The sequence below is a fragment of the Candidatus Pantoea edessiphila genome, assembly GCF_002933315.1.
Taxonomy (GTDB): Bacteria; Pseudomonadota; Gammaproteobacteria; order Enterobacterales; family Enterobacteriaceae; genus Pantoea_C.
Genome location: NZ_PDKT01000001.1, coordinates 138,980 through 160,263, shown reverse-complemented (window position 1 = coordinate 160,263; position 21,284 = coordinate 138,980). Strand labels below are relative to the sequence as shown.

Below are 21,284 nucleotides of genomic sequence, written 5' to 3'. Positions count from 1 at the left end.
TAGTTTTTAGTAGTAAAAATATTATTTACGGTGCAAGCCGATTTATTTTCCATATATTATCTTCTAATTGGTATAAAAATCTGTCATGTAATCTATGTTTACCACCTTGCCAAAATTCCATTGTATTAATTTTTACTCTAAAACCGCCCCAAAAACTAGGTAACGGAACTTCACAATTCTTAAATTTATTTTTTATCTGTAAAAAATTTTTTTCAAGCACTTTACGAGATGAAATTAATGAAGATTGTTTAGATGCCCACGTACTTATTTGACTATAACGAGGACGTGCACGAAAATATTTTATTGTTTCTATAAATGATAATTGTTCTACCTTACCTAATACCATCAACTGACGATCAAGTAAAGCCCATAGAAAATGTAATGAAATATTTGGGTTATTATTTAAGTGCATCACTTTCCTACTACTAAGATTAGTATAAAAGACTAAACCTTCTATGTCATAATGTTTTAACAATACACTACGTTGATAAGGTTGACCATTTTTGTCTACTGTTGCTATTGTCATTGATGTTGGATCTGGTAAACAAGCATCACAAGCTTGTATCAACCAATTTTCAAATAAAATTAAAGGATTATTTGGTAAATCCTTACGATGTAATTTTCCTTTTATATATTCTCTACGTATATTGGCAATTTCAGTCGATTGTTTAAAATCATTCATAATTATTACTCATACTTGATTAATTTTACTAAGATATTGTTAATAAAGAAGGCAATTATTTTTTTCATAAAAAATGAAACATTTGCTAATAATAAAAGATTTATTTTCGTAATCAATAAAAAATTTTCTATTTTTTAAAAAATAGATATTTAGTTTTTATACTGAAAATAATAAATTATTTGTCACTTTATAAAAATTGAATTTTTAATAAATAATCCAATATACTTTAATTACCTCAATCAAAAACATTTAAATACATCCAATATTATTTTCACTATTTAATTTAGTTAATTGATAAAATTATATTTATTAAATTATATAATAATTATAAATATGTTTAAATAAATCAAAATCTTGATATTTTGAAATATAAATAATAGAATATATAGATCCTAGTGTTTTTATAAAATTAGTTATTAAAAATAAATATTGTATATTTATCAGCTGTAATAAGTAATTACATAAATGTATTATTTTAATTTTAAAAAACTTGCAATAAATAATAAAGATTAATAAAAAATATTATTTATTATAAATAAAACATATAAAAAATAAAATTTAATTTCATAACTAAATAAAAAATAAATAATTTTATATTATTCTTTATAAAAAATATTTAATGTTTTTATAAAAATTACAAACAACGATATATATTTAATGAGATAGAAAAATTAATTATCTTGAAATTCAATAAAATAATGATCAATTAAATTTATTTTTGCTTTATATTTTGTATTTCCATAATGAGATATTATGTCTGAACTAAATTATTTAAATGATATTAATCAACGATTTCGTGGTTTTTACCCTGTTGTAATTGATGTAGAAACTGCTGGTTTTAATGAACAAACTGATGCCCTATTAGAAATAGCTGCAACTACTTTACAAATGGATACAGATGGATGGATGCATTTAAATGAAACAAAACATTTTCATATTAAACCATTTAAGGGTGCATTATTAAATCCTGATTCACTTGCATTTACAGGTATTGATCCGACAAATCCATTGCGTAGTGCTGTAAGTGAATATGAGGCACTTAATTCAATTTTTGATATGGTGCGTAAGGGAATAAAAAACACTGGTTGTAACTGTGCTATTATGGTAGCACATAACGCAACTTTTGATTTTAAATTCATGATGGCAGCTGTTGAACGCAGTAATTTAAAACATAGCCCGTTTCATCCTTTTGCTACATTCGATACTGCTACGTTAAGTGGATTAATACTAGGTCAAACAGTACTAGCAAAAGCATGTAAGACTGCTGGAATAAATTTTGATAATATTCAAGCACATTCTGCACTATATGACACAGAACAAACTGCAGTATTATTTTGTGAATTAGTAAATCGTTGGAAAAGACTGGGTGGTTGGCCACCAACGTCAGTTGATAATGTAGAAAATATATCTAATTAAAACAAATAATTGAAAGCCAACAATTGTCGTATTTGCTTATATTAATATTTTAAGTATTAGTTTTGTCTTTTTTGATTGCTTGTTTAAGCATAGGTTGTAGCTCATTACATTTAAACATTTCAATGATAATATCACAACCACCTATTAATTCACCATTAATCCATAACTGAGGAAAAGTAGGCCAATTTGAATATTTAGGTAATTCCAAACGAATATCAGGATTTTTTAGAATATCTACGTAAGCAAAACGTTCTCCACAAGCTGATAAAAACTTTACTGCCTGAGCAGAAAAACCACAACTTGGTTGATTAGGTGAACCTTTCATATATAGTAAAATTGGATTTTCTGAAATTTGTTTTTTAATTTTTTCTACAGTGTTAATCATAATTACATTCCTTATTTATAATAAGATAGTACTTAATATCTTATATGCCCATATGAATATATTGAACTATAAAAATTTTTATAAATTAATTTTTTATTAAATTAATAATGCATAAATAATTAAATTTTAGTTATATCATTGTTTTTAATAGATTAATATCTATTTGAATATTTTTTAATAAATAATATATATGAAACTAGTTTAAAATTAATTAATAATAATCAATTTAATTTATGAATTTGTAATAAGTTTTTATTATAAATATTAGTTATATTTTATTATTTAAATAGGCAGATCTAAAATTAATTTATAAAAAAGTAGAAACAATGTTTAAAAAATCTTTATTGATTCAACAAAGATTTTTGTATGAAAGCATTAAATTTTCAACAGTATCTACTATTCCTTGAGTATATGAATCTATTTCAATATTAGCATAATAACCTAATTTCTTATTACCAATAGTGGTCCGTTTTAATGTCTCTGGAACAAGAAAAACACAAAAAATCTTTTCAGAAATATTTCCTACTGTTAAACTAATACCATCTATTCCTATAAATCCTTTACGAAAAATATATTTCATTGTATTACTATCTTTAACTTTAAAATATAAAGTATAATTACTATTTGATTTAATTATTTCACAAATTTCGGCAGTAGTAATGACATGGCCAGACATTAAATGACCTCCTATTTCGTGATTTATTTTTACCGCCCGCTCAATATTTACCATGTCTCCCATACATAAATAATTTAAATTGCTAACTTCCAATGTTTCTTTAATTAAATAAAAACTAACACAAAAATTATCAATATTATTGACGGTTAGACAACAGCCATTAATCATTACAGACGATCCTAAATTTAAGTCAAGTATTAATTCTTTAGGAAGTTTTATAGTATATTTATAAGGTATATTTTTTTTTTCTACATATACTATTTCTGCTATGCCTTGCACTATACCAGTAAACATGTTATTTTTACCTTATTACAAAATGATTAATACTATTATAAAAAATTTAATATTTGATTATATTCAAATTTTTATATCAATTATAATTATAAAAAAAATAATATTGCGTTCTTAGCTCAGATGGTAGAGTACCACCTTGACATGGTGGAGGTCAATGGTTCAAATCCATTAGAACGCATCATAAAAATGAATACTTAGGTATTTTTAGATAAGATTTTTATACTACGATGAATAGATTTAATTACGGCTTCTATTCCTTGTGAACGCGTTGGTGTTATATGTTGTGTTAATGATAATTGATTAAACCAATACTTTATATCTAAAATTATAATATCTGACATAGACAAATTTTGATACAGAATAAATATTATAGCAATCAATCCTTTAACTATAACAGAGTTACTATCTCCTTCAAAAACAACAGTACTATCTGGATTCGGAGTTATCTTAATCCAAACTTGGCTTTGACAGCCAGCAATCATATTTTTAGAATGACGTAAGTCACTAGATATAATTGGAATTTTTTCTCCAAGTTCAATAATATAAAGATATTTTTCTTCCCAACTAGAACACTGATTAAAGTTAAAAATTAATTTATTTTTGTTAGGTAAAGTCACTTTTAACAACTCCAATTAAGTTTATATTATTATACTTAATTATTTAATAAACGATTAATATGTTTCAAACTAGATACTAAACGATCTATTTCTTTTTTATTATTATAAAATGCAAATGAAGCTCTACACATTGCTGTTACATTGTAATAACGCATTAATGGAATTGCACAATGATGACCTGTACGAATAGCTATACCATATTGATCTAAAAAACTACCAACATCAAAAGCATGATGTTTACCTAAATTAAATGAAATAATACCAGTACTATTTGTAGGACTGTACAACTTAATATCTGGTATTAAAGATAATTGCTTATGTGCATAATCCACTAAAGTAGATTCGTACTTATTAATATTATCTAATCCTAAATTCTTTATATAATGTAAAGCAGCACCTAATCCAACGATTCCAGTGATATTAGGAGTACCTGCTTCAAAACGCCATGGAAGAGTATTCCAGGTAGTGCCAGTAGGCAATATTACATCATTAATCATTGAACCTCCACCTTCCCATGGAGGCATTGTAGTTAATATATTTTTACGACCATATAAGATACCAATGCCAGTTGGTCCATATATTTTATGACCAGAAAAAACATAAAAATCACATCCTATATCCTGAACGTCAATTGGATGATGCATTACAGCTTGAGCACCATCTACAACTGTTATCATACCTGATGATTTAACATATGCAATGATTTCTTTTATTGGATTTACAATACCAAGAACATTAGAAACATGAGTGATTGCTAATAATTTTGTTTTTTTATCAATTAGATTTCCAAGCATATTTAAAGATAAGTTACCATTTTCACCTAAACGTAAGACACGAATCTCTATTCCTATACGTTTAGCGATTATTTGCCATGGTACTATATTGGCATGATGTTCCATTTCAGTGATAATTATGTTATCATTGATACTAAGGTTATTGAGACCCCAACTATTAGCTATTAAATTTATTCCTTCTGTCGTTCCTTTAACAAAGATAATTTCTTCTTGAGAAGCAGCATTTATAAAACTTGCAACTTGACTACGGACACTTTCCATATGACTAGTTGCTTTTGAACTTAGTGTATGAATACCTCTATGAACAGCTCCATAATCATTTTTATAAAAAATATTTTCGGCATTAATTACAGATAATGGACGCTGAGAACTAGCGGCGTTATCAAAATATACCAAAGGATAACCGTTGATTTTACGTTTTAAAATAGGAAAATCATTTCTAATAAATTCTAGATTCAAAATGTCACATATCTCCTTTAAATATACGTTTATCTATATGATTTAAAATTTCTTTAATTATTAAATCGTTTTCTAAAATTTCAATTAATTCCATAGAAAATGCATTTATTAATATTGCTTTTGCATCGTTTTCTTTAATACCTCTAGATCTTAAATAAAAAATTTGTTCATCATCAATGCATCCAATAGTTACTCCATGGCTACATTTTACATCATCTGCATAAATTTGTAGTTGCGGTTTAGTATTCACTTCAGCTTTATCAGATAATAATAAATTCTTATTGATCATATGGCCATCAGTTTTAATTGCATTTGAAGAAACTTTAATATGGCCATTAAAAACTGCACGACTGTTTTCTAATACGATATTTTTATGTATTTGACGACTTATACAATGACTGTTATTATGCTCTAAATAAGTACGTATATCTATTAATTCTTGGCCTTTTGGTAAGGATAAACTATTAATTACTACTTGAGACTTTTCACCATTGAGTTTTACACTAGTATTATGTCGACCCATATTTGTACCTATTATAAAAGTATTACTGATTATATTTGAATTAAAACCAATAATCATATCATTATGTGAAAAATGATAACTTTTATTATTTTCAAATCCCAATTTAGTATGTTTTAAATTTACATTGTTATCTATTTTAAAAGTTAAACGTGAACCAGTAAAATGTGCAGTTGAATTTAAAGTGACAAAGTGCTCTATAACTTCAGCTTTAGTATTATTTTCTAAAATAAAATGGTGACGATAATTAACTGTATTAAGACCAGATTTATAACCATCAGTTATATGTAGTAAGTAAATAGGTATTAAAATTTCAGTATTACTTGATAAACGAATGACAGTAATTTCTTCTTTTAGACTTTCAGTTAAATGTAAAAATATTTCAGGTTGAATTGGTTCAGGTAAATTTATATTTTCAGATGCAGTTATGTTTTTAACTTCAAATAGTTTATTGTCATAAAAACTTAATGATGATGCAAAGTATCCATTAATAAAAACTAACCTAAAAGCATTTTTAATTATTGATAATTGATTGATTGTATTTATAGTTAATTCTTTTCTTTTTGGTGAAATAAATTGTTGTGATAAAAGTACATTTAATGGAGTATATTTCCAATTTTCGTTTTTGCTATCTGGGAAACCAGTTTTAACTAACTGATCCCAATGTTTTTTAGATTGACTTGAACGACAAATGCCATTTAACTTAAATAATTGATACCACTGTTGCAAGGTGACACCATTACTTTTCGGTAAGCCAGCCATAACCATGTTCCTCTAACTGTCTAACCAATGAAAAATCACCAGATTTTACTATACTACCTTTGTATAAAACATGTACTATATCTGGCTTGATATAATCAAGAATACGTTGATAATGTGTAATAATAATAAAAGAGCGTGTTTTATTTCTTAAATTATTTACGCCATTTGATATAATTTTTAGTGCATCAATATCTAAACCAGAATCAGTTTCATCTAAAATACATAATTCTGGTTCTAATAAAGACATTTGCAAAATATCATTCCGCTTTTTCTCCCCTCCAGAAAAGCCTACATTTACATTACGTTCGAGCAAACCTATTGGCATATTTAGAATATTGATTTTTTCTTTAATAAGATTTTGAAATTCAAAACGATCTAATTCTTTTTGATGTCTGTATTTACGAATTTCATTAACTGCAGTTTGTAAAAAAAATCGATTGCTAACTCCAGGAATTTCAACTGGATATTGAAAAGCCATAAAAATTCCTTCGCCAGCTCTTTCTTCTGGTGCTAATTTTAATAAATCTTTGTTTTTAAAATTTATTTCTCCATGAATAATTTTGTATTCCCCACGTCCAGTTATAGTAGAGGATAGAGTACTTTTTCCTGAACCATTAGGACCCATAATGGCATGAATTTCTCCTGGTTGTATTGTTAGATTTAATTTATTTAAAATAATTTTATTATCAATACTGACATCTAATTCTTTTATGTTTAACATAATATTATTTATTCCTTTCCATCATTCAATGGAAATTAATGCAAAATATTAACCAACACTATGTTCAAGACTAATAGATAGCAATTTTTGAGCTTCTACAGCAAATTCTAATGGTAATTTAGAAAATACATCTTTACAAAAACCGTTAACTATCATTAAAATAGCATCTTCTGTACTTATACCACGTTGTAAAAAATAGAACATTTGATCCTCACCGATACGTGAGGTTGTGGCTTCATGTTCTAATTGTGCTGTACTTGTACAATTTTCTATATATGGAAACGTATGTGAACTACAATCACAACCAATTAACATAGAATCACATTGTGTAAAATTTCGTGCATTTTTTGCATTAGGTAATATTTTAACTAATCCTCGATATGTATTTTTGCTATTACCAGCAGATATTCCTTTTGATATAATAGTAGATTTAGTATTCCTTCCAATATGAATCATTTTGGTACCACTATCAGCCTGTTGATATCCAGTAGTTAATGCGACTGAATAAAATTTACCTACTGAATTATCTCCCTTCAAAATGCAACTTGGATATTTCCAAGTAATAGCAGAACCAGTTTCGGATTGTGTCCAAGACATTTTACTGTTGTTTCCTTTGCATAGTGCCCTTTTAGTAACAAAATTTAGAATGCCACCTTTTCCCTGATGACCAGGAAACCAATTTTGTACAGTAGAATATTTTACTTCAGCATTTTTATGAATGATTACTTCTACTACAGCTGCATGTAATTGATGAGTACTATTTATAGGAGCTGAACATCCTTCTATATAACTTACATAACTATCCTCTTCTGCTATTAATATGGTTCTTTCAAATTGTCCAGTTTTTTCTGCATTAATACGAAAATAAGTAGATAATTCCATAGGACAATGCACACCTTTCGGAACATAAACAAATGTACCGTCTGATGCTACGGCAGAATTTAAAGATGCATAAAAATTATCATTTATTGGTACTACACTTCCAAGATATTTCTTTACTAAATCTGGATATTGTTGAATTGCATCATTAAAAGAACAAAAAATAATCCCATATTTAGATAATGCATTCTTATATGTTGTTACAACCGAAACAGAATCAAAAATAGCATCAATTGCAACTTCACTACCTTCATGTAATGGAATGCCTAATTTATTAAAAGTATTTTCTACTTCTTTGGTCAAATAATTAAAATGATTTTTTGTTTTTAAAGAATTATTATTAATTTCTGTTGAATAGGCACTATTACAACTATTACATGAAGGTGTAGAGTAATAAATATAATCTTGATAGTTAATTTTATCGTAGTTTCCCTTTAACCAATGTGGTTCTTCCATCTTCAACCAAATATTGAAGGCTTTAAGACGAAAATCTAACATCCAGGTTGGTTCATTCCTTCTATTTGAAATTTCACGTATAATATCTTCATTAATACCTTGAGCAATTGTTTCGGTTTTTAATTTGGTGAAAAAACCTTCTTTATAATTTATACTATCTTCTTGAAATACAATATTTTCAGATGATCTCATATTTTGTGACATTTTTGTAGTTACTCTATGCTGAAACTTTCACCACACCCACAAGAGTGCTGAGCTTTAGGGTTATTAAATTTAAAATTATGATTTAATCCTTCACTAATGTAATCTATTTCAGTACCATCAATAAAAGGCATTGCTTGAAGAGATACAAATAAAGTAACATACTGAAATGAAAACTTCAGATCTTTATTTGATGGATTTTGTATTAAATTCATAACATATCTAAAACCTGCACAACCAGATTTTTTTATACCTAACCATAATCCCTTTATTTTAGGATTTTTATTAATTAAAAAAAGTATTTGTTTTTCTGCAGATTCAGTTAATGTAAATCCCTTCCATATGAAATCACTATTTGCAATATGATCAGTACCTGTTGCTGTATCCATATTTACATATTCTCCATATTTTAATTTCATATTTGTTAAAATGGAATATTTTATATATGCAGTTATATTTTAATAATTTATTGTGTCCATATATTTTTTAATTAAATTATTTAATAAATTTAAATTATAATTTATTAAATAATTTATAATTCGTTTATTAATAACTTTTGCTGTTTATAGTAAAATAAATTTAATGTTTTATTTCGAATATTTACATTAGTATGAGTATATCATGATAATGAATTAGATATTAATAAAATTATTAATATATTATTTATAAATTTTCGATAAAAATTATCTAAAATAATTCATATTTGTAATTTAAAATACTTAACTATTTATGATTTTATTTTAGACAAATTAAATTATACCGTAACCGAATTGGTATTAATTTTAACATTTATTTCAATTTTTAAGTTTTTATGTGAATTTAATTTATCAAAATATTTATGTGAAGTTTTGAATTTTTATTGATATTTATGAAGAGCTAACAGAAATTTTCATACAATGTGGATATTACAATGAAAAACCATAAATCCATATATAGAATCTTATTAATAATAATTAATTGATTATAAATGACAATAACAGATTGATCAAGCTTTATCAATTACTATAAATTATTTAATTCTGCGATTTTTAACCAAGATTCTACGATATTATCTGGATTTAAAGATAAACTATCTACTCCTTGTTTTATTAACCAAACTGCAAGATTAGGATTATCAGAAATTCCTTGACCGCAAATACCAACATACTTATGTTGTTTCTTAGCTGCCTGAATTGCTATAGACATTAAAATTTTCAAGGATTCATCAAACTCATTAAATGAAGAAGCAACCATATTAGAATCACGATCTATACCTAAAGTTAATTGGGTCATATCATTAGAACCAATTGAAAATCCGTCAAAATATTGTAAAAATTTTTCTGCTAATAAAGCATTAGATGGTATTTCACACATCATAAGTATTTTCAGACCATTATCACCACGATTTAATCCTTGATTACTTAATTCTTTAATGATATTTTCTGCTTCTTTGACAGTCCTTACAAAAGGAACCATTATTTCTATATTAGTTAATCCTATTTGATTACGTGCTCTTTTAATAGCTTCACATTCAAGATTAAAACAATCTTGAAAATACTTATCTATATATCTTATTGCTCCGCGAAAACCTATCATAGGATTTTCTTCTTTAGTTTCATAATATGTTCCTCCAATCAAATTGGCATATTCATTAGTTTTAAAATCAGAAAAACGTATAATTACCTTTTTAGGGAAAAAAGCAGCAGCTAATGTTGCAATACCTTCAGTTAAACGTGAAATATAAAACTCTACAGGATTTTTAAATCCTTTAATAATTTTTAAAATTTTATCTTTTACTTCTGGTATTTGTTTGTTAAACTCTAATGCTGCTTTTGGATGTATACCTATCATACTACTTATGATAAATTCTAAACGAGCAAGACCAACTCCTTCATTGGGTAATGATGCAAAATTAAATGCTTGATCTGGATTACCAATATTCATCATAATATTCAATGGTAATTTAGGCATATTATTAACTTTTAAACTATTTATAGTAAATTTCAGTAAATTTTTATATACATATCCAGTATCACCTTCAGCACAAGATACTGTTACCTCAGGAAAATTTTTAAGGATATCAGTTGCATTTCCACATCCAACTACTGCTGGAATGCCTAATTCGCGTGCAATAATTGCAGCATGGCAGGTACGACCCCCACGATTAGTAACTATTGCAGAAACTTTTTTCATAATTGGTTCCCAATCTGGACCTGTTAAATCAGTTACTAAAACATCTCCTTCATCAATAAGATTTATTTTATTATAATCAAAAATAATTTTAACTTGACCCGATCCAATCCTATTTCCTATAGCACGACCTTTAACTAATATTTCTCCTTTTTTTTCTAAAGTATAATGTTTTATTACATTAGTTTTTGTAAAAACAGTTTCTGGACGTGCTTGTAAGATAAATAATTTACCAGTTATTCCATCTTTTCCCCATTCAATGTCCATGGGGCGTTTGTAATAATTTTCAATTAAAATAGCTTGTCTTGCTAATGTTTGAATATCTTGATCATTTAAACAAAATTGGTCTCTTTCCGATTGTAGCACTGATTCAATACTCACTTGAGTATTATTTTTATCATAATCGGAATAAATCATTTTGACTTTTTTAGATCCAATAATACGACGAATTATTGATGTTCTATTAGATAGCAATGCAGGTTTATAAACATAAAATTCATCTGGATTTACAGCACCTTGTACAATCATTTCTCCTAAACCTAATGAAGCTGTAATAAAAACTACTTTATCAAACCCTGATTCAGTATCAATAGTAAACATTACACCAGAACATGCTTTATCAGAACGAATCATACGTTGTATACCTACTGATAAAGATATATCATGATGATGATATCCTCTATGAATACGATACGAAATTGCTCTTACACTAAATAATGATGCATATACTTTTTTAATAGCAAGTAAAACTGAATCAATTGTTCTCATATTTAAATATGTTGATTGCAAACCAGCAAAAGATGATTCTGGAAGATCTTCAGCAGTTGCTGAAGATCTTATAGCAAAAGATGCAGTGATATCATCATTGAATATAATCTTATAAGCCTTGCAAATTTCTATTTCTAGTTGTGTTGGTAATGGTTTACTTAAAATCCACTGTTTAATTTGTTTGCTGACTTTATGTAAGTTATTAATTTCATTTAAATTAGTTTTGTCTAAAAGATTATAAATATCATGATTCATTCCATCTTGATTAAGAAATTGATTAAATGCATAAGATGTAGTTACATATCCATTAGGAACATTAATACCAAAAGTCGATAGTTTGTTGATCATTTCACCTATAGAAGCATTTTTACCTCCAACTAATTTAATATCATCAATACTTATTTGATGGTACCAAAGTATTAGTGGTTGACCTGTTTTGCTATACATTTAACTTGTCCTTTTATCAAAAAAATTAAAATGCTTCAATTGTTTTCCTTATTTTATATAATCATTTATATTAATGAAATTAAGTTCTTAGATAATAGTTTTAATAAATCAATTAACTTTTATAATTAAAATTTACAATTGTGATTAAAATATGATTAACTATATTATTATTTAATAAATATTATCTATCTTTAAATAATATTTAAATTAAAAATATAAAATGTCTAGATTATACATAATTTTTATATATTATATTTAGAATGTTATTTTTTACAAAATTACTAACTTAAAGATAAAAACTAAAATATAAAATTAAAAAATAATGTTATTAAAAATAAATTAATTTTAATTTAAATTAAAATATAAAAATTGACAAATCAATATTTAAACAGAAAAGCCTTGATTTGGGCTTTTCTGTAAATATAAAATTCAATTATTTTTTTTAAAAATTGCGTTTTCAATTCTATTTTTTAATTTTTGTCCTGGACGAAACGTAACTACACGTCTAGCACTAATTGGAACATCTTCTCCGGTTTTAGGATTCCTACCTGGACGTTGGTTTTTATTACGTAGATCAAAATTACCAAATCCAGAAAGTTTAACTTTTTCTCCATATTCTAAAGTACAACGAATTTCTTCAAAAAAAATTTCTACTAGTTCTTTTGAATCACGTTTACTTAAACTCAGTTTTTCAAATAGGTATTCTGACATTTCAGCTTTTGTAAGCGCCATAGGGTTAATTCCTCAAGGTTACTTGGAATTTTTCTTTCAATGCCATAATATACTTATTTACTATTATAGCAATCTCTTCTTCTTTAAGTGTCCGTTTAGTATCTTGTAAAATTAAGCTCATTGTTAAACTTTTATAACCTTTAGAAATACCTTTGCCACGGTACACATCTAATAAGTTTATCCCAACTAACTGATTTATGCCAATTTTTTTACATAAAGCAATAATATCTTCTGCAGGAATAATTTCATCTACTATAATAGAAATATCCCTACGATTTATTGGAAAACGCGAAATTTCTTGTACCTTAAAAACAGGTTTATAACTTGTTAGTTCATTCCAGAACAATTCAAAAACTAGAGTTTCATTTTTGATTTTTAATTTATTTTGTATATTTGGATGTATTGCACCTATAAATCCAATTTTTTTGTCACATAAATAAATTGCTGCACTTTTCCCTGGATGAAGGGCTAAATTTACTTCAGGATGAAAACTTATATTTTTTATATTATTAGATAATTCAAATAAGGATTCCAAATCTCCTTTTAAATCATAGAAATCTATTAATTGTGGTTTAAAATCCCAGTGTTCTTCAGATATATTACCGCTTAATATACCTGCTATCATAAATTTTTGACCAACTCCTAACTTGAATTTCTTATTTGGTATAAAGCAATATCCACTTTCAAATAAACGTATTTTATTTTGTTGGTAATTTTGATTATAAATTAGTATATTAATTAATCCAGTCCATAATGATAGGCGCATAACTGACATATCTTGAGATATAGGATTTATAATAGGAACAGCATTCTGATTTGGATGTAATAATTTTTGTAATTTAGGATCAACAAAACTATAGGTAATTACTTCTTGATATCCCTTATCAACTAAGAAATTTTTTATACGTTTTAATAATAAATTAGTATCTAGCTGTTCTGTTATTACTAATTGCGTTGTAGCAGGTATATTAGGAATATTTTCATAACCGAAAATACGTATTATTTCTTCAATTAAATCTTCTTCAAGAAGAATATCAAAACGCCAACTTGGTACTGTTACTATCCATTTACCATTTTTTTTATATATACAAAAACCAAGTCTTGTTAATATATCACTAACATTAGTATCAGTAATTGTAAAACCAACTAAACGATCTAATTTTTTACGATTTAAATCAATTATTATATTAGATGGTAATGATTTATAGTTTGTATAATCTGTAATCGGACCAGCTTTCCCATTACAAATATCTATAATTAATTTAGTTGCATACTCAATTGCTTTATATTGTAGTTTATAGTCAACACCACGTTCATATCTATGTGATGCTTCACTATTTAAATTATAAAAACGTACATTATTAATAATAGATAAAGGATTAAAATAAGCAGATCCTAACAGAATATTTTTAGTTTGGTTACTTATATTTGCATAAAAACCTTCACAAATACCAGCTAATGATAAAATCTTATTTTTATCAGCGATAACTAATATTTTAGGATTTAATTTAATTTTTTTATTATCAATTAAAGTTAATACTTCACCTTCTCTTGCCATACGAACAACGATATATCCATCAATATGATCAAGATCAAATGTTTGTATAGGCTGACCAATTTCCATTAAAATATAGTTGTTAATATCTGTCAATATATTTACTGAGGCAATACCACAACGTCTCAGTTTTTCTTTTATCCAAAGTGGTGTAGTAACTTTGATATCAATATCTTTAATGATTCTAGTTAAATAAATTGGACATGAATTTACCTCATTTATATAAATTGATAAAATATCATTTATCGTTGCCGGAATTGGTTTATTTATAAATTGTTTTAATGATAAACAATTTAATGCCGCAATATCACGAGCTATACCAATAATACTGAAACAATCAGCACGATTTGGAGTAATATTTACTTCAATAATATTGTCATGAATATTCAAAAAATTGTAAGCATTTTTACCAATAGGCATATTAGACGGTAATTCAATAAGGTCATCTATATTCGAGATTCCTAATGTGGAAAAAGAGCAGATAATACCTTCGGATACATTTCCATGAACATTTATTTCCTTAACTTTTTTATCTCCAGGTAAAATAGCTCCTATAGGTGCTACAGCAACTTTTAATCCTACACGGCAGTTAATTGAATTACAGATGATATTTAGTACATTACCATTTCCTATATTAACTTTAGTCAATTTAAGTTTATCAGCATTTGAATGTGTTTTACATTCAATGATTATACCTGTTACTATGTCATTAAATGAATTAATAACTGAAGAAATATTTTCAACTTCTAAACCTAACATAGTAATTTGTTTACATAGTGTATTACTATCAAGAGTTAAATCAACCCACTCACGTAGCCATAATTCACTGAATTTCATTTAATATCCTAAAACTATTTAAATTGTCTAAGAAAACGTAAATCATTTTCAAAAAATGAGCGAAGATCTTTTATTCCATAACGTAATACAGCTAAACGTTCTACTCCTATTCCAAATGCAAATCCAGAATATATATCTGAGTTAATACCCATATTAATCAATATCTTTGGATGAACAAGCCCACAACCTAATACTTCTACCCATTGATTATTTTTATTCATTATATCAAATTCAGCCGATGGTTCTGTAAATGGAAAATAAGATGGACGAAAACGAATTTGTATTTTTTTCCCAAAAAAATTATATAAAAAATCATAAATAGTTTTTTTTAAGTTGGTAAAGCTTATATCTTTTTCAATCATCAAACCTTCTACTTGATGAAACATTGGTGTATGAGATTGATCATAATCATTTCTATATACACGACCTAAAGAAATAATGCGAATTGGCGGTTTCTGTTTTTTCATTGTACGAATTTGTACTCCTGAAGTTTGAGTACGTAATAAAGCAAATTCATTTAACCAAAAAGTATCTTGATTAGTACGTGATGGATGATGCTCTGGAATATTAAGTGCATCGAAATTATAATATTTATCTTCAATTTCAAAACCATTAACTACTGTAAAACCTAATGAGCTAAAACACAATTCAATACGATCCATCGTAATAGTAATAGGATGTAAACCGCCTTGTTTGATTCGACGACCAGGGAGAGATATATCTATTTGTTCTTGTGATAAACGTAAATTTAATAAAATATACTCTAGTTTACTTTTATGAGCCTTTATATATGATATTATTTGTTTCTTAGCATGATTAAGCTTTGCACCTTCTTGTGCACGTTCTTTTTCTGGCATATCATATAATTCATTTATTAGTTGTTTTATAGATCCTTTTTTTCCAAGATATTTAATACGAATTAATTCAAGCTCATTAATATCTTTAGAATTATCTATATTTAACATGGCTTCAGCTATCAAATATGATAGTTTAGACATTTTTTTCTCTTTAATTTTATTATACTAGTCATATGTATCAACATTAATATTAGCAATATTGTTATGATTATTAAAAAATAAAAAACCTCCCTCCTAAACATAATAATGTGGAGGTTTTTTAAAAATTGTGTTATTTATTTCTTATCGCAATCTATAAATACAACTAATAAATAACAATAAATAACGTAATCAATTGTAATAAATTGGATAATAATATAACCTAAGTTAATAATAGAAAAGATTATCTTCTAAGTATTTCAATATCACGTCGCAATTATATTAGTTTGTTCTACTAATTTAGAAAAAGCTATTTTATCTAGTACAGCAACATCAGATAGAATTTTACGATCAATTTTAATATCTGCTTTTTTAAAAGCATTAATTAACCTACTATAAGATACACCATTTTGTCTAGCAGCTGCATTAATACGTGAAATCCATAATTGACGAAATTGACGTTTACGCTGTTTACGATCACGATATGCATACTGACCAGCTCTTATAACAGCTTGAAAAGCAGTGCGGTAAGTACGTGACCTCGCACCGTAATAACCTTTAGCTTGTTTCAAAATTTTTTTATGACGCGAATGAGCAATTACACTATGTTTAACCCGAGCCATGTAAGCTCTCCTTTTATGTCGTTATAAAATTAATGTTACAAGTATGGTAAGCATGCATTAATTAAATTTAAATCTCCTTTAGAGACCATACTTTTAGTACGAAGATGACGTTTATGTTTAGTAGATTTTTTAGTTAAAATGTGACGTAAATTAGCATGTTTATGCTTAAATCCACCTTGTGCAGTTTTTTTAAATCTTTTAGCTACACTACGTATTGTTTTAATTTTTAACATTTTTTAACAATGTCCATTTTTTTGTTAACATTAATATACATTTTTTATAGCTTTATTTTTTTCTAGGAGCAAGCACCATAATGATTTGACGGCCTTCAATTTTCATAGGAAAAGATTCAATTATGGCTAATTCTAAATCTTCACATAGATCTTTCCTTATTCGATTTAAAATTTCCATTCCAATCTGTTGATGAGCCATTTCACGACCACGAAAACGAAGAGTAACCTTTGTTTTATTCCCATCTTCTAAAAAACGAATTAAATTTCGACGTTTAATTTGATAATCACCTTCATCTGTTCCAGGACGGAATTTTATTTCTTTAATATGGACTATTTTCTGCTTTTTTTTCTGTTCCTTGGAAGATTTATTTTTTTCATAAATAAACTTACCATAATTCATAATACGACAAACCGGAGGTTCCGCATTAGGACTGATTTCAACTAAATCAGCCCCCGATTCCTCAGCTTTTTTCAAAGCTTCGTGTATACTAACAATACCGATCTGTTCACCATCAAATCCTGTTAAACGTACTTCAGATGCATTAATTTCATAATTAATACGATCTGAACGAGTCAACTGTGTTTTTTTTGCGCCTTTAATACTTTATTCCTCCAAATGTTGAACACTTCTAGTATGAATTTCTTGCTTCAATTTTTGGATAAAAACATTAATGTCCATTAACCCAATATCTCTACCATAACGTGTACGAATTGATATTTTATTATTTTTTATTTCATCATCTCCATATATTAATATATAAGGAATGCGATGTAATGTATGTTCACGAATTTTAAATCCTAATTTTTTATCTCTTAAATCTGATATAACACGAAATCCTTTATTGCATAACTTAGCAGTTAATTTTTTAACATGTTCTACTTGTTTATCAGTAATACCAGTTACGACTACCTGTATAGGCGATAACCAAACTGGAAGAAATCCTTCATATTCTTCAACTAGTATTCCTATAAAACGCTCTAATGAACCTAAAATAGCACGATGAATAATTACTGGAAAACAACGGTTATTATTTTTATCTATATATGTTGAATTAAGACGCTTAGGAAGAGAAAAATCTAATTGAACTGTTCCACATTGCCAAGCTCTATCTAGACAATCAAACAAGGTGAATTCAATTTTAGGTCCATAAAATGCACCTTCGCCTTTTTGAAATTGAAATTTGATATTGTTTTCTTCTAAAACTGATTCTAAACTTTGTTCAGCATAATCCCATATTTGATTTGTGCCAATGCGCTGTTTTGGACGTGTAGCAAGATGTACAGCTATTTTTTTAAAACCGAATATATGATATATATCATATATCATTTTTATACATTCATTAATCTCTATTTTTAGTTGTTCTTCTGTACAAAAAATATGAGCATCATCTTGAGTAAAGTTACAAACACGCATTAAACCATGTAAGGAACCTGATGGTTCATTGCGATGACAGCTACCAAATTCTGCCATGCGAATTGGTAAATCCCGATAAGATTTTACTCCTTGATTGAAAATTTGTAAATGTCCTGGACAATTCATTGGTTTGATGCAATATTCAAGATTTTCAGAACGAATAGTAAACATAAATTCTTGATAGTTTTCCCAATGTCCAGTTTTCTCCCATATCTTACGTTCCATGATCAATGGAGTTATAACTTCTTGATATTTATATTCTTTTAATTTATCAGAAATAAATGTTTTTAATTCGTTAAAAATAATCCATCCATTATGATGCCAAAAGATCATGCCGGGTGCTTCTTGTTGAATGTGATATAAATCAAGTTGTTTAGCTATTTTACGATGATCACGTTTAGTTGTTTCTTCTAATTTTTGAATATAACACGATAATTGTTTTTCATCTGCCCAGGAAGTACCAGAAATTCTTTGTAGCATTTTATTATTTTTATTACCTTTCCAATAAGCTCCTGAAACTTTTTGTAATTTAAAATAACGGCAAAAACCTATATTGGGTACTTGCGGACCGTCACATATATCTATGTATTCTTTATGAATGTATACATCAATGTTTTCTTTTTTATGTATCTTTTCGTCAAGAATCATTATTTTGTATGGTTCTTTTTGTTTTAAAAACCAATCGCGAATTTCTTGGTATGTAAGTTTTTTATGAAATATTTTATATCCAGAATTTACCAGTTTATTCATATATTGTTGTAAAAGTTCTACATCTTCATGGTTTAAACTGTGATTAACTTCAATATCATAATAAAATTCATTACCAACAACCTGGCCAGTTGCTATTTTAGAATTAGGCCATAATTGTTTAATTGCATAACCCATTAATTGTACACATGATTTACGTATAATTTCTAAACCAATCTCATCATTTATAGTAATAATATCAACTAATGCATCATGATTTACAAGATAAACAGAATCAACTAATTTATTGTCTACTTTACCAGCTATACAGTATTTTGCTAAATCTTTATTGATGCTGTAAGCAATATCAAAAATACTAATTGTATAATCATAATAACGTTTGTTACCATCAGAAAAAGTGATTAAAGGCATTTTATATCCTTGATATTATAGCTATGTAAGTCTATAAACATTTAATAACAATTAAAAACTGAATATTATAAAAAATTCATTTAATTAAAAACATCTTTTTTTAAACATTAAAAATTTTAGTTTCTTAAATGAACATAACTTTAACATGATTTTGATATCTGCTACTTTTTGAATTTATCTCAAACCTTAATATCATTCTTTTTAAATAAAACAAATAATAACAATACATTTAAATAGTTTTAATTTTATATTAATTACTCTTGCATATAATTAATATAATGGTAAAAATAATACAACACGAGAGATACTATAAAATTAAATAAAAATTTATACTAAAATAATCTTATATATCCTTAAAATATATTCACTTTTTTCAAAGTGTAATGAACATTAGACACAAACAACGACATTGTATAATAATTCATATTTAATATTTAAGGTTAGCATTAAATTGAATAAAAATGTTTAATTATATCAAACTAAAATATTATCCTAAATACTGTGTCATTGTTGAATTTTAATATATAACTAATAGTTTTAATTAAATAACTTGCCAATAGTAGTATTGTAAAATAAATTAACAATTTTATCAAATCCTATAAAACATATTAGATAAAATTAATTTATTTGACCTATAAGCAGGATTTAGATATTAAAATACACTATAATTTATATTTTTCTAAAAATGTAAAAAATAAATGTTTATTATTAACAATTATGATTTAAGCTAAATATTACAATGGAATATCATATGCATACTAATAGAAACATTTTAGCAACTTTTTTCGATATGGACGGAATTATTATAGATTCTGAACCGTTATGGATACAAGCTCGTAATGAAATAATTTCTCAATTAAATGTAAAATTGCCTTATCATTCCATGCTACCTGATACAACTGGATTACGAGTAGATCAGACAATATGTATGTGGTATCATCTTTTACCCAAAAACAAACCAAGTGAGAAAGAAATTATAGAAAGTATTATAATACGGGTAATGACATTAATAGAAGAAAAAAAACCATTGCTACCTGGAGTTAAATTTGCATTAAAATTATGTAAAGAATATAATTTTAAGATTGGACTAGTTTCTGCTTCGCCTTTATTTATGTTAAAAAAAATATTGGAACTATTCGATTTAAATAGTTATTTTGATTTAATCATATCCGCTGAATATTTACCTTATAGTAAACCCCATCCTCAAATTTATTTAGATGCAGCGTCTAAAGTAAAAGTTGATCCTAAAAAATGTGTTGCTATAGAGGATTCTATTCATGGAATGATTGCTACTAAAGCTGCTCTTATGCGTTCAATTGTAATTCCTCCAATTGAATTTAATAATGATCCAAGATGGTGCTTAGCAAATATAAAACTTGATAATCTTACAAAACTAACTTTTTTGCATTTAAATGGTTAATAAATAATTTTAAGAATACCAACAAAATTAATAATTCATTATTTAGTAACAGTTATAATTGATTAAGATGCATTCTATTGATGTATATTTAATTTTGTAATTAAATATAA

General features: G+C 26.4%; 19 protein-coding genes and 1 tRNA gene. 3 read left to right on the top strand and 17 right to left on the bottom strand.

What is annotated here, in order from left to right; translation table 11 throughout:
* Positions 1 to 25 precede the first annotated feature (25 nt).
* Positions 26 to 682, bottom strand: coding sequence for a pyridoxamine 5'-phosphate oxidase (gene pdxH, locus CRV12_RS00830; RefSeq protein ID WP_136130756.1), 657 nt, complete (start codon positions 680 to 682; stop codon positions 26 to 28).
* A gap of 753 nt (positions 683 to 1,435) precedes the next feature.
* On the opposite strand from pdxH, the gene rnt reads away from it, so the two are divergent.
* Positions 1,436 to 2,098, top strand: a complete 663-nt coding sequence (gene rnt, locus CRV12_RS00825; protein WP_136130755.1) for a ribonuclease T — start codon at positions 1,436 to 1,438, stop codon at positions 2,096 to 2,098.
* A 49-nt stretch (positions 2,099 to 2,147) separates the two neighbouring features.
* Here the strand turns inward: rnt and grxD are convergent, their stop codons facing one another.
* Positions 2,148 to 2,483, bottom strand: coding sequence for a Grx4 family monothiol glutaredoxin (grxD, locus tag CRV12_RS00820; protein WP_136130754.1), 336 nt, complete (start codon positions 2,481 to 2,483; stop codon positions 2,148 to 2,150).
* Positions 2,484 to 2,832: 349 nt separating this feature from the next.
* Positions 2,833 to 3,453, bottom strand: a complete 621-nt coding sequence (locus CRV12_RS00815) for a riboflavin synthase subunit alpha (protein ID WP_136130753.1) — start codon at positions 3,451 to 3,453, stop codon at positions 2,833 to 2,835.
* 105 nt (positions 3,454 to 3,558) lie between these two features.
* On the opposite strand from CRV12_RS00815, the gene CRV12_RS00810 reads away from it, so the two are divergent.
* Positions 3,559 to 3,631 (top strand) — tRNA-Val (locus CRV12_RS00810).
* 16 nt (positions 3,632 to 3,647) lie between these two features.
* On the opposite strand, the gene sufE is transcribed toward CRV12_RS00810, so the two are convergent.
* From sufE to thrS, 14 genes are all read right to left on the bottom strand, one after another.
* Positions 3,648 to 4,070: a cysteine desulfuration protein SufE gene (sufE, locus tag CRV12_RS00805; protein ID WP_136130752.1), complete on the bottom strand. Its 423-nt coding sequence runs from the start codon at positions 4,068 to 4,070 to the stop codon at positions 3,648 to 3,650.
* Positions 4,071 to 4,105: 35 nt separating this feature from the next.
* Positions 4,106 to 5,326 (bottom strand): cysteine desulfurase SufS, encoded by a 1,221-nt coding sequence (sufS, locus tag CRV12_RS00800; RefSeq protein WP_241973759.1) that lies wholly within the window; start codon positions 5,324 to 5,326, stop codon positions 4,106 to 4,108.
* A 1-nt stretch (position 5,327) separates the two neighbouring features.
* On the bottom strand, positions 5,328 to 6,605 hold the full coding sequence (gene sufD, locus CRV12_RS00795; RefSeq protein ID WP_136130750.1) for a Fe-S cluster assembly protein SufD: 1,278 nt from the start codon (positions 6,603 to 6,605) through the stop codon (positions 5,328 to 5,330).
* Complete coding sequence (gene sufC / locus CRV12_RS00790; RefSeq protein ID WP_136130749.1) at positions 6,583 to 7,326, bottom strand: Fe-S cluster assembly ATPase SufC; 744 nt, start codon at positions 7,324 to 7,326, stop codon at positions 6,583 to 6,585. The genes sufD and sufC overlap by 23 nt, the downstream gene beginning before the upstream one ends.
* Before the next feature lie 48 nt (positions 7,327 to 7,374).
* Positions 7,375 to 8,865, bottom strand: a complete 1,491-nt coding sequence (gene sufB / locus CRV12_RS00785) for a Fe-S cluster assembly protein SufB (protein ID WP_136130748.1) — start codon at positions 8,863 to 8,865, stop codon at positions 7,375 to 7,377.
* A gap of 8 nt (positions 8,866 to 8,873) precedes the next feature.
* Positions 8,874 to 9,251, bottom strand: a complete 378-nt coding sequence (gene sufA / locus CRV12_RS00780; protein WP_136130747.1) for a Fe-S cluster assembly scaffold SufA — start codon at positions 9,249 to 9,251, stop codon at positions 8,874 to 8,876.
* Positions 9,252 to 9,864: 613 nt separating this feature from the next.
* Complete coding sequence (ppsA, locus tag CRV12_RS00775) at positions 9,865 to 12,246, bottom strand: phosphoenolpyruvate synthase (protein WP_136130746.1); 2,382 nt, start codon at positions 12,244 to 12,246, stop codon at positions 9,865 to 9,867.
* Positions 12,247 to 12,675: 429 nt separating this feature from the next.
* Complete coding sequence (gene ihfA / locus CRV12_RS00770) at positions 12,676 to 12,978, bottom strand: integration host factor subunit alpha (RefSeq protein WP_136130745.1); 303 nt, start codon at positions 12,976 to 12,978, stop codon at positions 12,676 to 12,678.
* Between the two features lie 4 nt (positions 12,979 to 12,982).
* Positions 12,983 to 15,370 carry a phenylalanine--tRNA ligase subunit beta gene (gene pheT / locus CRV12_RS00765; protein WP_136130744.1) on the bottom strand — a complete coding sequence of 796 codons (2,388 nt, stop codon included), beginning with the start codon at positions 15,368 to 15,370 and terminating at the stop codon, positions 12,983 to 12,985.
* Between the two features lie 14 nt (positions 15,371 to 15,384).
* Positions 15,385 to 16,368, bottom strand: coding sequence for a phenylalanine--tRNA ligase subunit alpha (pheS, locus tag CRV12_RS00760; RefSeq protein ID WP_136130743.1), 984 nt, complete (start codon positions 16,366 to 16,368; stop codon positions 15,385 to 15,387).
* 263 nt (positions 16,369 to 16,631) lie between these two features.
* Entirely contained in the window at positions 16,632 to 16,988 is a 357-nt protein-coding gene (gene rplT / locus CRV12_RS00755) for a 50S ribosomal protein L20 (RefSeq protein WP_136130742.1), read from the bottom strand.
* A gap of 35 nt (positions 16,989 to 17,023) precedes the next feature.
* Positions 17,024 to 17,221, bottom strand: coding sequence for a 50S ribosomal protein L35 (gene rpmI, locus CRV12_RS00750; protein WP_136130741.1), 198 nt, complete (start codon positions 17,219 to 17,221; stop codon positions 17,024 to 17,026).
* A gap of 52 nt (positions 17,222 to 17,273) precedes the next feature.
* Complete coding sequence (gene infC / locus CRV12_RS00745) at positions 17,274 to 17,822, bottom strand: translation initiation factor IF-3 (RefSeq protein ID WP_136130740.1); 549 nt, start codon at positions 17,820 to 17,822, stop codon at positions 17,274 to 17,276.
* A 3-nt stretch (positions 17,823 to 17,825) separates the two neighbouring features.
* Positions 17,826 to 19,754, bottom strand: coding sequence for a threonine--tRNA ligase (gene thrS, locus CRV12_RS00740; RefSeq protein WP_136130739.1), 1,929 nt, complete (start codon positions 19,752 to 19,754; stop codon positions 17,826 to 17,828).
* A gap of 751 nt (positions 19,755 to 20,505) precedes the next feature.
* Between thrS and hxpB the strand changes: the two genes are divergently transcribed.
* On the top strand, positions 20,506 to 21,174 hold the full coding sequence (gene hxpB, locus CRV12_RS00735) for a hexitol phosphatase HxpB (protein WP_136130738.1): 669 nt from the start codon (positions 20,506 to 20,508) through the stop codon (positions 21,172 to 21,174).
* The last annotated feature ends 110 nt before the right edge of the window (positions 21,175 to 21,284 follow it).

Coding starts and splice junctions, on each gene's coding strand:
- rpmI (WP_136130741.1), bottom strand. CDS start 17,221: ATGTTAAAAATTAAAACAATACGTAGTGTAGCTAAAAGATTTAAAAAA.
- grxD (WP_136130754.1), bottom strand. CDS start 2,483: ATGATTAACACTGTAGAAAAAATTAAAAAACAAATTTCAGAAAATCCA.
- sufA (WP_136130747.1), bottom strand. CDS start 9,251: ATGGATACAGCAACAGGTACTGATCATATTGCAAATAGTGATTTCATA.
- rplT (WP_136130742.1), bottom strand. CDS start 16,988: ATGGCTCGGGTTAAACATAGTGTAATTGCTCATTCGCGTCATAAAAAA.
- sufD (WP_136130750.1), bottom strand. CDS start 6,605: ATGGCTGGCTTACCGAAAAGTAATGGTGTCACCTTGCAACAGTGGTAT.
- sufC (WP_136130749.1), bottom strand. CDS start 7,326: ATGTTAAACATAAAAGAATTAGATGTCAGTATTGATAATAAAATTATT.
- ppsA (WP_136130746.1), bottom strand. CDS start 12,246: ATGTATAGCAAAACAGGTCAACCACTAATACTTTGGTACCATCAAATA.
- pheS (WP_136130743.1), bottom strand. CDS start 16,368: ATGTCTAAACTATCATATTTGATAGCTGAAGCCATGTTAAATATAGAT.
- pdxH (WP_136130756.1), bottom strand. CDS start 682: ATGAATGATTTTAAACAATCGACTGAAATTGCCAATATACGTAGAGAA.
- pheT (WP_136130744.1), bottom strand. CDS start 15,370: ATGAAATTCAGTGAATTATGGCTACGTGAGTGGGTTGATTTAACTCTT.
- thrS (WP_136130739.1), bottom strand. CDS start 19,754: ATGCCTTTAATCACTTTTTCTGATGGTAACAAACGTTATTATGATTAT.
- sufB (WP_136130748.1), bottom strand. CDS start 8,865: ATGTCACAAAATATGAGATCATCTGAAAATATTGTATTTCAAGAAGAT.
- hxpB (WP_136130738.1), top strand. CDS start 20,506: ATGCATACTAATAGAAACATTTTAGCAACTTTTTTCGATATGGACGGA.
- ihfA (WP_136130745.1), bottom strand. CDS start 12,978: ATGGCGCTTACAAAAGCTGAAATGTCAGAATACCTATTTGAAAAACTG.
- rnt (WP_136130755.1), top strand. CDS start 1,436: ATGTCTGAACTAAATTATTTAAATGATATTAATCAACGATTTCGTGGT.
- CRV12_RS00815 (WP_136130753.1), bottom strand. CDS start 3,453: ATGTTTACTGGTATAGTGCAAGGCATAGCAGAAATAGTATATGTAGAA.